The following is a 10,774-nucleotide window of genomic DNA, read 5'->3' as shown; positions in this document are numbered from 1 at the left end:
CAGAGAATGCTGGGACCCGGCCGCCGATAGTCGCTGGGGGGCGTGCCGGACGCCGTTGACACGGCGCCCGGCACGACCCCCGCAACCACCCCGGCACGCCACGCTCCTCCACAGGTTCGGCTTCGGGCCTCCGGTGTGGTGCGCCGCATCGCGGAGGGTGGTCCGCGACCACGACGAGCGCAGCCTGACCGTCGAACGGCTGCGCGCCGCCTCGCCGGCGTCCGTGCCGTGAGCGCTGGACTCGGCAGCCCGGGAGGACGAAGTCACCCCACAGGTGAAGTGCAAGCCACTCCTCATGGCAGGCCGAGACTGCACTGCATCTCAGCATCACGCCCATCACCGCATCGCGGCGGGCCCACACCGTTCAAGCATCCCCGCTGCGAGCTCGAAAGTCGGGGACGAGATGCTCAATTTTGGTCACGCACTCCGAAGCCCCAAGTCATACGCTTGACGTGCATCGACTTTCGCATGGCTGCTTCGGCCAATTCCGGCGCAGGCTGACCGTGAGTCGGATGACCTCGGGTCTCGTCTCCCGTTGACCAGCAGGTCTTCGTACTTCCAGCGCGGTTCCGCGCCGGCTGGTGGAGGGAGGAGGGGTGATCCGAGTCCTTTTGGGGCATCGCAACACGCTCATCGGCAGGGCGCTGTCCGCGATCCTGTCCAGGGAGCCTGATCTGTACGTCGTAGGCGAGCTGGCCAAGCCGGACGACCTGATGTCTTCCGCCGTGCGGGAGCGCCCGACGGTCGTGGTGCTCGACCAGTTCGTGGCCGGGTCGGACGATCTCGACCAGCTGTGCCACGAGGTGTCGGCCCCGAGCGTGCTGGTGGTGTTCGAGCGGCAGACCTTCGTTCCCACCGGGCGCCGACTGGTCCGGTCCGCGCCACGGGTCGGATTGATCGCCAACGACGCATCTCCGGATCAACTGGTCGAGGCTGTGCGGAGGATCTCCCGCGGACGGCCGGTGGTGGATATCGAGCTGGCGATGGCTGCACTGACCGCGGGCGACAACCCGCTGACCGGCCGCGAGCGGGAAGTGCTCAGCCTGGTCAGCACGGGCGCGACGGCGCAGGAGGTCGCCCGGGCCCTGGTGCTGAGCACCGGCACGGTGCGCAATCACCTCTCGCACATCCTCGCCAAGACGGGCGCGCGGACCAGGATCGAGGCGATCAGGAAGGCTCAGGTTGCCGGCTGGATCTGATCGGCCGTCGACTAGTGGCAGACCAGCTCTCGGTACAACGGAGAGGCCTGCAGCAGCGAATCGTGGTCGCCGACTGTCGCGCTCGAACCGTCCAGGACCAGAATCTGCTGGGCCCTCATCGCCGAGCTGATCCGATGCGCGATCACCACCAGGGTCCCGCCGCGCGCCGAGAAGGCCTCCTCGGCGCGCCGCTCCGCGTCCGGGTCCAGGTGGCAGGTCGCCTCGTCGAGCACCACCAGCGGGGCGGGCGACAGGTAGGCCCGGGTGAGCGCAACCAGCTGCCGTTCGCCCGCCGAGAGGTCCCCGGGACGCACCTGCCCGGCGAGCCCGCCGAGCCGGCGTACCAACGTGGCGAGGCCGACCGCTTCGACGGCCAGGTCGATGTGGGCAGCCTGAGCGTCGGGACACAGATAGGTGAGGTTGTCCAGCACCGTCCCGGAGAAGACGTACGCCTCCTGGGGGATCAGCACCCGGTGGGTCGCCAGCTGCTCGACCGGCTGCCCGGCCATCGGTGCCCCGCCGAGCAAGACCTCGCCGGCGGTCGGGGTCAACAGCCCGCAGACGAGCCCGGCCAACGTCGACTTGCCGATGCCACTGGGCCCGACCACGGCGAGATGATCCCCGGGCGCGACGGTCAAGTCGAGCCGGTCCACCACTGTTTCTGAGTGCGGGCCGTAGGCGAAGGTGACCTGGCGGAGGGCGACGTCAGACCCCGGCGTCACCGGGGAACCTTGCTGTTGCGACGCGGGCGATGCCCCGGCATCGAGGATCCGTCCCAGTGTGACGACGTACCGCAGGCCATTGTCACCGAGGACGGCCAGCACGGTTCGCAGCGCGGGCTGCAGTCCGACCAACACGTAGGTGAGGCCGCCGAGCAGCGCACCGGCGGTCAGTCCGCGGTCGGCGAGCCAGGGAGCCGCAGCCAGCAGGACCACCAAGGGGCCCCAGCCGCCGACCACGAAGCAGAGCGTCCGCACCACCGCCACCCGGGCCAGCGCGCGCTCCGCCGCGGCGTGATCGCCGATCGGGCCGTCCACCAGCCTGGCGGCGTACTCCTCCGCTCCCCGGGCTGTGACGTCGCGAAGCGCCGAGAACACGGCCGTGGCGCAGGTCGCTACCTCCTCGTCGGCTCGCAGCGAGTCCCGCACTCGCCCTGCGGCCATGCTCATGACGCCCAGGGAGGCGGCCAGCCCCAGCAGGAACGGCGGTAGCACCAGCAGCGCGACCAATGGGGCGATGGAGAGCAGACCGGTGGTCACGCCGATGACCGTGACGACCAGCGTCCGCGCCACCAGCACCAGACCCGCATAGGTGTCGCGGACGATCTCGACCTGCCGGGTCAGCCGCGACACCGCGCCGTCGTCGCGGTTGCCGGCCGCTCCGCGGGCCAGAGCGCCGGAGACCACGCGTCGGGCCAGGTCGTCGCGGAACGGCTCCACCAACCCGCCCAGACGGAGGTAGACCTGACGGGTTCCGATCGCGCCGACGACCGCGGCGAGAGCCAGCGCGCCCAGCCAGGCCAACCCCGTCGCAGGCCGCCCGGCGAGGAATCCGTCGTCAACGGCGTGCGCGACCGCGATGCCGTAGGCAGCCGTCGGCACGATCTCCGGCACCGACCACAGGGCCAAGGCGACCACCGGCCGGCCGCGCAGCGACCGGATCCCGACCTCCAGCTCCCTCCTCATCCGAAGACCCTCCGATAGTCCTCCTCCAACCACAGGTCGCGATGCATGCCGACCGAGCGCACGCGGCCGCTGTGGAGCCAGACGACCAGATCGGCGCGGTCCGCGGTTCCCGCCCGGTGCGTGACGATCAAGCGGCTGCGGTCGCCTCTCGCAGTGAGGGTGCTGCTGATCTGCACCTCGGTCGCCGTGTCCAGGCTCGAGGTGGCGTCGTCCAGCAGCAGCAGCCGGTCCGCGTGCCAGGCACGCGCCAGGCCGAGCCGCTGCGCCTCACCACCCGAGAGCGGCGCTTCGTTCAAGGGGGTGTCGTAACCGGCCGGCAACCGGCTGACGAAGTCGTGGGCGTGCGTCGCGCGCGCCGCCTCGACGACCCGGTCGGGGTCGGTGGTTCCGGCGCCGATGGCAGCCGCGACCGTGGTGCCGAACAGGGCCGGGCGTTCGAAGGCGACCCCGACCGCGGTCCGCAACGCGTGGTGGCTCAGCTCGGGCAGGGGTACGCCGTCGAGCAGCACCCGACCGCGGTCCGGGTCCCGGAGTCGGGCCACGAGCGCGGCCAGCACGGACTTTCCGGCGCCGCTCGACCCGACGACGGCGACGGTCGTGCCCCCGGGCAGGGACAGGTTCACGTCCGCCAGCAGCGGGCCGTCGTCACCGTCGACGGTGACGCCCACGAGGTCGAGCCGTCCCGGCCCGGGCTCCGGGTCCAGGGCGCCGTACCGCAGCGGTTCGAGGCCGGCGATCTCGTCCGCACGTCGACTGCCGGCGCGAGCTCGGGCCAGCTCGCCCAGCACGCCGGTGAGGCTGCCGAGGCCGGCGCCGAGGATGGCGTACTGACCGGCGGCGAACAGTTCGCCAGCGGTGATCCGCCCCTCGGAGAGCAGCAGCCCGCCGGCGGCCAGCACGCTGACCAGCACGAGCGGCCCGATCACGGCAGCCTGAGCGCCGGACCGGGCTAGTGCCTGCCAGGTCCGCACGCCCTGGCGGTGGAGCTCCGGCAACGGCTGCAGGATCCGGTCCCGCTCTCGCTGGACGGTGCCGGCCGCGGCGATCGTGCGGATCCCCGTTAGCGACTCGGTGAGCAGGGCCGCGATCCGGCCCTGGGTCACGGCGTACGCCTGGCTGATCTCGGTGGTTCTCCGGGAGAACGCCGCCAGGACGACCAGGACGCCCACCACCCCCACCAGGAACGCCGCGGCCAGCCAGGGGTCGATGACCGCGAGCAGCACCAGGCTTCCTGCGGGCGGCAGCACGGTCGCCACCGCGGTCACCGACACGGGTGCGGCCTGTCCGGCGTCGACGGCGCTCCCCGACACCCGGCTGACCAGGTCACCGGTGTCGAGACCGCGGGTGCCGTGCGGGCCCGCGGCCAGGACCTGGCCAACCAGCCTCCGCCGCAGCCACGCAGTGCCGCCGGCAGCACAGGCAGCGTCGGCGTAACTGTCGACCAGCCCGCTGAGCACCCCCACGGCGATCAGCACGCAGGCGGCCACGAACCAGTGATCGCTGGCGCCGCCCGCGACGATCGAGTCCACGGCTCGACCGAGGACGGTCGGCAGGGCGAGCGTGGCGAGGCTGCCGAGCAGCGCGGCGACACCGATGAGCGGCACCCAGCCGCGACCCTGTCGGACGACTCCGCGGAAGGTCGGGGACATCACGTCAGCCCGGTGTATGCCGCGAGGAAGGCCAGCGTGTCCGCCGCCAGCGCGACGCCACGGCTGACCGCGGATCGGCCGTGGCCGACGTCGCGCTCGACCCGCAGGAGCACCGGGCGGCCGCTCGTCGTCGCGTGCTGCAGCGCCGCGCACGTCTTCCGGGCGTGCCACGGGTCCACCCTGGTGTCGCCCTCGGACACGGTGAACAGTACCGCCGGATAGGGCACGCTGTCGCGGACCCGGTGGTACGGCGAGTAGCCGAGCAGCCAGCCCAGCTGGTCGGGATCGCTCGCACTTCCGAACTCGTCGACCCAGCTCGGGCCCAGGCCGGACCGTTCGTAGCGCACCATGTCGAGCACTGGTGACGCGCACACCGCGGCCGCGAACAGCTCCGGTCGCTGGGTCAGGACTGCCCCGACGAGGAGGCCGCCGTTGGACTCTCCGAGCATGCCGAGCTGGGCCGGCGTGGTCCACCCGTGCGCGACCAGCCACTCGGCGGCCGCGATGAAGTCGTCGAACACGTTCTGCTTGCGCTCGCACCGACCTGAGGCGTGCCAACCCTCGCCATGCTCTCCACCGCCACGCACGTTGACGGTGACGAAGACACCGCCGGCCTCGACCCAGCCGAGCGCCAGGCTCGAGTACGTCGGAGTCAGCGAGACGCCGAAGCCGCCGTACCCGTAGACCAGGGTGGGCCGGGGGCCCTCGTGGCCGGTCCGGGTGAGCACAGTCATCGCGATCGGGGTTCCGTCGGCCGACGTCGCGGTGAGGCACTGGGCCTCGGTGTCTGCCAGATCGACCGTGCCCGGTGGCTCGGCCCACACGGTGGTCCGGCCGGTGCGCGCGTCGTAGCGGTGCACGGCGCCCGGCGTCGTGTTGTCGGTGTAGCTGAACCACACCTCGTGGCCGCCCTCGGGGTGGGTGGTCATCGTGCCGACCGAGCCGAGACCGGGCAGCGGCACGGTGCCGAGCCACTCCCCCGAGCGCAGGTCGTGGACGTGGATCTCGCTGGCGGCCTGCCGGATCCGGCCGACCAACAGCAGCGGACGGGGCAGCTCCGGGCCGTCGAGGATCGCGAAGTCGGTCAGCGGCGCCGCGGGATCGGCAGGCACCAGCTCCTGCCAGTGGTCGGGCCCCGGGTCGGTCGGTCGGGCCACGAACACTCTGCCGCTCGCCCCGCCCAGGGTGGTGATCACGTACAGGCGGCCATCGCGTCCGACCGTCGCCACGCTGCGGGCGCCCACGTCGTGCTGCACGACGCTCAGCTGCATCGACTCCGGGGTGCCGTCGGAGAGGTCCGCGAGCCACAGGTCGTTGGCTGCCCCGCGCAGCCTGGAGATCGTCAGCCAGCGCTGGTCGGCACTGATCTCCAGCCCGTACCTCGACGGCTCGCCGAGCACGACGACGTCGCCCGGCGCGCCGATGCGGTGGAAACGGACCTGACCGTCCCGGACGAAGAAGAACCCCGATCCACCGGCCACCCAGGCCACCGGCGAGTAGCGGCAGCGGTCGAGGGGACCGTCCACGAACCGACCGGTGTCGACGTCGAGCACGAACAGCTCGGCCTCCTCGGTCCCGCCGCGGGAAACCTGATAGCCGAGCAGCCGACCGTCGGCGTCCGGCTGCCAGCCGTCCAGGGTGGTGCGGCCCGACGGGTCGAGCTCCATCGGGTCCAGCAGGATGCGTGGCTCGGCATCGACCTCGGCGACATACAGCACCGCATGGTCCTGCTGCGCCGTCCGGCGCAGGAAGAATCGACGTCGACCACGCCAGGTCGGCTCGCCGACCATGCCGACGCCGCTCAGCTCGTTGATCCGGGCGCGGAAGCGGTCTCGTCCTGGTAGCGACCGGGCCGACCGGTGCCACAAGGCGTCCTGCGCCGCGCTCCAAGCCACGGTCGCTGGCGCGTCGGGCTCCTCGAGCCATCGGTAGGGGTCCGTCACGGCGTAGCCGTGCAGGCGCTCGACCATGGTGTCCCGCACAGCGACGGGGTAGGTCGTCACGATGCTGTTCACCACCCTCCCTTCGGAGGCGAGGTCGGGTCCTGCACCGATGCGCGGTCGGTCCAGGACCCGACGTCACTTGCGGACAGTCACGGTCAGTGACAAAGCAGTGCACTCAGGTTGCTGGGTCGTGCGCTGCCACAGCCGAGGACGGTCAGCGTGCTGCCACCGCCATTGTTGCCGCCGCAGTCGCCGGGGCTCTCCAAACCCTGAAGGTCGAGAAGCGTCATGGTGTCTTCACCTCCTCTCTGCGATCGAAGCACTCCGCCCGAAGGGTTTCGGGCGGACCGAGAAATGGGAGGTGCACGGGCCGCTCGCCGAGCGCGGCGCCGAGCGCGAGCAGGACGCCTGCCGTGCCGCTGCCCAGGTCCATCGACAGGCGCAGCAGCTGGTTGCCGGGGAACGCCAGCCCGCCGGCGTACGGCAGCGCATGCCAGCCGAGCCCGCGGACCAGCTCGGCGGTCACGGCACCGGGTGTGCTGGCAGGTCCTCCTGCGGACCGGGCGAGGCTCGCCTCGGCCGCGATGATCCCGGCGCGCCCCATCAGCAGTCCGGCCTGGACGAAGTACCGGGACCGGGCGACCAGCGCCAACGGTCGGAGGGATGTGGCCAGCTCGTCGTCTGGTCGGTGCCTCAGGTAGCGCTCGAGGACAAGTGCGATCCCCGCGGACCCCTCCTCCAGGTAGGGAAGGGTGCGCCAGCCTTGGTTGACCTGCAGCGTCTGGTCGTCAGCGCGGACGCAGCGCCGCAGGTCCTGGCGCAGGGCGATGGAGGCCAGATCCAGCAGACCAGGGTCGCCGGTGCGTTCGAAGGCGTGCACGAACAGCAGTGCAGGCCCGGACGAGCCGAACATGAGTCCCGCTCGGGGAAGGCCCTCACCACTGGTCTGCGGCACGTCGTCAGGTCCGCCGATCCGGTCCGCCACGACGTCGACGACCCCGGTGGCGCGGTCGGTGAGATCGGATTCGCCCGTCGTCGCCGCGAAGTGCAGGAGGTTCAGTCCGATCCCGGCCAGGCCGGAGTACAGGCCGAGCTCGCGATCGTGCGCGGGCCGGGCCGACGCCCGGAGTGCGCAGGCCTCCAGGGTGTCGAGCGCCTGCTGCCGGTGCCCGAGCGTCTCCAGCGCGTGCGCGACGCCGTGCAGGCCGTCGTAGAAGCCGATGTCCGCCGCCGGGTCGAGGGCCCGGTCGCACAGCCAGGTCTCGTGCTCCGGCAGCGTGCCGACGCCGGTGCAGGCGAGCGCATACAACACCCCCGCTGCGCCGCAGACCAGGCTCGTCGCGCCCCCGGGCCGGAACGCAGCGATGTCGCCGGGGAAGAGCCGGTCGTCGCGGTCGGGTGTGGCGCTGGAAACGATCGCCCTGCCGAGCGCGTCGCGGACGTCGGTCCAGGGGGCGACCCCGGGCATCGGCAGGTCGGCCATCGCCGGGTCGTCGGCGGAGTGCGGACCGAGGATGGTGCGGACCGCGGGGTCGAGCGTGGCCCGGGGCACGGGGAACGTCGCAGCGACCAGGTCGGCGAGGTGCACCGCCTTGGCCGGGCACAGCTGAAGCAGCATCGTGGTCTGCGGGGCGAAGATCGCGAGCATCAGGCAGGCGAGGGCATAACGGTCCACATCGACGCCCTGCCGGTCCGCAGGTGCGGCGAATCCCGGGTGTGCGAGCGCTGAGCGGGTCTGCTCGTCGGCGAGGGTGGCCACCTCGAAATCGATCAGCACCAGCCGGTCGTCGGCGGCCAGCAGGATGTTGTCCGGGTGGAGGTCGTTGAAGACCACTCCGCGTAGATGCAGGGCCGCCACCGCCCGTTCCACCCGCCCGAGCGTCTCGACGGCCCAGTCGGCGTAGCTCCTCAGCTCGTCGTCGGTCGCGTCCGGATGGGTGAGCGGGTGGCGGTTGACGATCAATCGCTGCAGGGGGTTGGCGTCGACGAGTTCCTCGACCAGGAAGTGGTGGTCCCCCAGCGTGAAGTGGTCGCGCAGTCCCGGTACCACGTCCAGCCCCGACAGACGGTGCAGGATGGCACGCTCGTGGCCGATCCTGGTCACGGCGTCGCGGCCGAGCACGTCGAGCCCGGCCAGCGGCCGGCCCTCCTTCAACACCACCCGCTCCCCCGTCGTCCGCTGGTGGCCGAGATAGACACCCCCGCCGTTGGAGAACTGGATGACGCTCTCGATCTCGTAGTCCATGTCGCTGGTGGTGACCGCACTTCGGGCCACCAGGTGCGGCTCGAGGAAGTCGGGCAGCCTGACCCAGGACGGTGTCGCGAACGTCGGGCCGCGCACGTCGGGGACCAGCCGGCCCTCGTGGTCGGCGATGGCGAGCACCCTTTCGCCGGTGCTCGACAGGCAATGACGCTCGGAGAAACCGCCGTACCTGACGAACAGCGGACCGTCGGCGTACCTCAGGTCACTGAGGATGTACGGCCCCCGAACACCCGTCAGGATCCCGTCCAGCTCCTTGAGGGTGAGCTCCAGCTCGGCCTCATCCGAGGGGTAGATGGTGGCCAGCTTGCCGCTGGAGCCACGGAAGGCGGACTTGGAGTTGAGCATCACCAGCACGGCCAGGTTGCGCAGGAACTTGAACGCCAGACCGCGCGGCACGCAGTAGTCCCACACGTGCTCGAGCGCCCGCTCGGCGTCGTCGGGGCGGGCTGAGAGGTGAATCTTCCAGCCCTGGGGCGGCAGCTCTGCTCCAGCCGGGCAATAGCTCATCCAGACGTCGCTGGGCTGGTGCTCCCAGCCATCCGGCACCGCACGGGCGGTGACCGCAAAGTCGGGTTGCTCGGAGCCCCGGTTGCGCGGTGTGTCGTAGAACAACCGGTCGACGAGGCAGTAGAGCTCGTACTGATCCATGTACACGGACCCTTCATCGGCCCCCCCGACGTCATTGTGGGCGGCCCTCCGGACCAGCCGTAGTGGAGAGCGTCACCACCCGGCCGTGAGAACGCACATGCTCCGGTCCTGGCCGGACCCGCTCCGCGAGTCCGTCTGCGCCCGCCGGACTAGATGGCCACCGCAACATCTCCGGTGTCCCAACGCGCGCCATAAGCGCGCTTCCGATGAGCGGCGAAGTGCTCACGGACCTACGTTTCCGCAGGTCAGCGGCGCTTTTCCAACAGAGCGACGCACTCCACATGGTGCGTCATCGGGAACAGGTCGAAGGCCCGCAGCGTGGAGAGGGAGTAGCCGTTCTCGGCGAAGATCGCCACGTCCCGCGCCAGCGCTGCCGGGTCACAGGCGACATAGGCGACCGCGCGGGGCGAGCGGGCGACGACCTGCTCCACGACCCCCCGCTTCGCACCGGCCCGGGGCGGGTCCAGCACGACCAGGTCCGCCGCGTCCCAGACCGGGTCGAGACCCTCACGCAGCACGGCTGCGACGTCACCGGCGGTGGCCTGCAGCCGCGGGCAGTTGCGTTCCGACAGCGCCGAAGCGGTCGGGTCGCCCTCGACGGCGGCGACCCGGCCTTCGGGACCGACGGCCTCCAGCAGGAACCGGCTGAACAGCCCGACACCGGCGTAGAGGTCCAGCGCCGACTCGCCCGGCTGGGGTCGCAGCGCCTCCAGGACGGCGTCGACCAGAGTCTCCGGCGCGCCAGGGTGGACCTGCCAGAAACCGCGGTCGGCCACCTCGAAGCTCCGGCCGCGGACGTCGTACGACGGCCCGCGCGGTGCCTCGAGCAGGCACTCGTCCACGGCGATCACGTCGTGTGAGCGGTGCTTGCGCATGCCGCGTCGGCCGTCGGGCAGGGTGAGGTAGCGCTGGCGGGTCCGCCACCGGAGCCCTTGGTCTGGTGACGGTTGCTGCGCAACCACTTCGACCAGGGGGTTCGGCACGTGCTCGACCTCCAGGTCGACGTCGAGACCGGCCAGCCGCCGCAGCTGCTCGCGCACCACCGCGGCCTTGAGCCGGCGCTGGGCGGCCAGCTCGACGTGCTGGAAGTCGCAGCCCCCGCACCTGCCGGGACCGGCGAACGCGCACGGGGCGGCGACCCGGTCCGGCGACGGACGGATCACCTCGACCGCGTCCCCCCGCCAGAACTTGTCGCCCTCGGTGCCCTCGGTGACCTCGACGACCACCTGCTCGCCGGGCAGCGCGTGCCGCACGAACACGACCAGGGACTCGGCTGCCGCACCGGTCGAGACCCGCGCGACACAGTGCCCGCCGTGGGCGATCGGCCCGACCTCGACCTCGAAGCGCCGGCCGACAGCGGACGCGCCGCGGGCCTTGCGTGCCCGGT

Annotated in this window: 8 protein-coding genes; 2 read left to right on the top strand and 6 right to left on the bottom strand. The window is 71.6% G+C overall.

Going from position 1 to position 10,774, the window contains the following annotated elements; all coding sequences use genetic code 11:
* Both E7Z54_RS23875 and E7Z54_RS22330 read left to right on the top strand, forming a co-directional pair.
* A partial coding sequence (locus E7Z54_RS23875) for a hypothetical protein (RefSeq protein WP_206056475.1) occupies window positions 1-232 on the top strand: 232 nt, incomplete at its 5' end.
* Window positions 233-596: 364 nt separating this feature from the next.
* On the top strand, window positions 597-1,199 hold the full coding sequence (locus E7Z54_RS22330) for a response regulator transcription factor (RefSeq protein ID WP_136436930.1): 603 nt from the start codon (window positions 597-599) through the stop codon (window positions 1,197-1,199).
* 11 nt (window positions 1,200-1,210) lie between these two features.
* On the opposite strand, the gene E7Z54_RS22325 is transcribed toward E7Z54_RS22330, so the two are convergent.
* The 6 genes from E7Z54_RS22325 to E7Z54_RS22300 form a co-directional block, all read right to left on the bottom strand.
* A complete protein-coding gene (locus E7Z54_RS22325) occupies window positions 1,211-2,884 on the bottom strand; it encodes an ATP-binding cassette domain-containing protein (protein WP_136436929.1) in 1,674 nt (557 codons plus the stop codon).
* Window positions 2,881-4,533 carry an ABC transporter ATP-binding protein gene (locus E7Z54_RS22320; RefSeq protein WP_136436928.1) on the bottom strand — a complete coding sequence of 551 codons (1,653 nt, stop codon included), beginning with the start codon at window positions 4,531-4,533 and terminating at the stop codon, window positions 2,881-2,883. The genes E7Z54_RS22325 and E7Z54_RS22320 overlap by 4 nt, the downstream gene beginning before the upstream one ends.
* On the bottom strand, window positions 4,533-6,548 hold the full coding sequence (locus E7Z54_RS22315) for a prolyl oligopeptidase family serine peptidase (RefSeq protein WP_136436927.1): 2,016 nt from the start codon (window positions 6,546-6,548) through the stop codon (window positions 4,533-4,535). The genes E7Z54_RS22320 and E7Z54_RS22315 overlap by 1 nt, the downstream gene beginning before the upstream one ends.
* An 83-nt stretch (window positions 6,549-6,631) precedes the next feature.
* On the bottom strand, window positions 6,632-6,766 hold the full coding sequence (locus tag E7Z54_RS22310) for a SapB/AmfS family lanthipeptide (protein ID WP_136436926.1): 135 nt from the start codon (window positions 6,764-6,766) through the stop codon (window positions 6,632-6,634).
* Window positions 6,763-9,387 (bottom strand): class III lanthionine synthetase LanKC, encoded by a 2,625-nt coding sequence (gene lanKC / locus E7Z54_RS22305; RefSeq protein WP_136436925.1) that lies wholly within the window; start codon window positions 9,385-9,387, stop codon window positions 6,763-6,765. Before lanKC ends, E7Z54_RS22310 begins: the two co-directional genes overlap by 4 nt.
* A 245-nt stretch (window positions 9,388-9,632) precedes the next feature.
* On the bottom strand, window positions 9,633-10,774 hold a 1,142-nt coding region (locus tag E7Z54_RS22300), incomplete at its 5' end, for a class I SAM-dependent RNA methyltransferase (protein WP_240769847.1).

This window comes from Nocardioides sp., from assembly GCF_004803405.1.
GTDB lineage: Bacteria > Actinomycetota > Actinomycetes > Propionibacteriales > Nocardioidaceae > Nocardioides > Nocardioides vastitatis.
The sequence above is the reverse complement of the archived record's forward strand: the minus strand, read 5'-3'. Positions and strand labels throughout refer to the sequence as shown.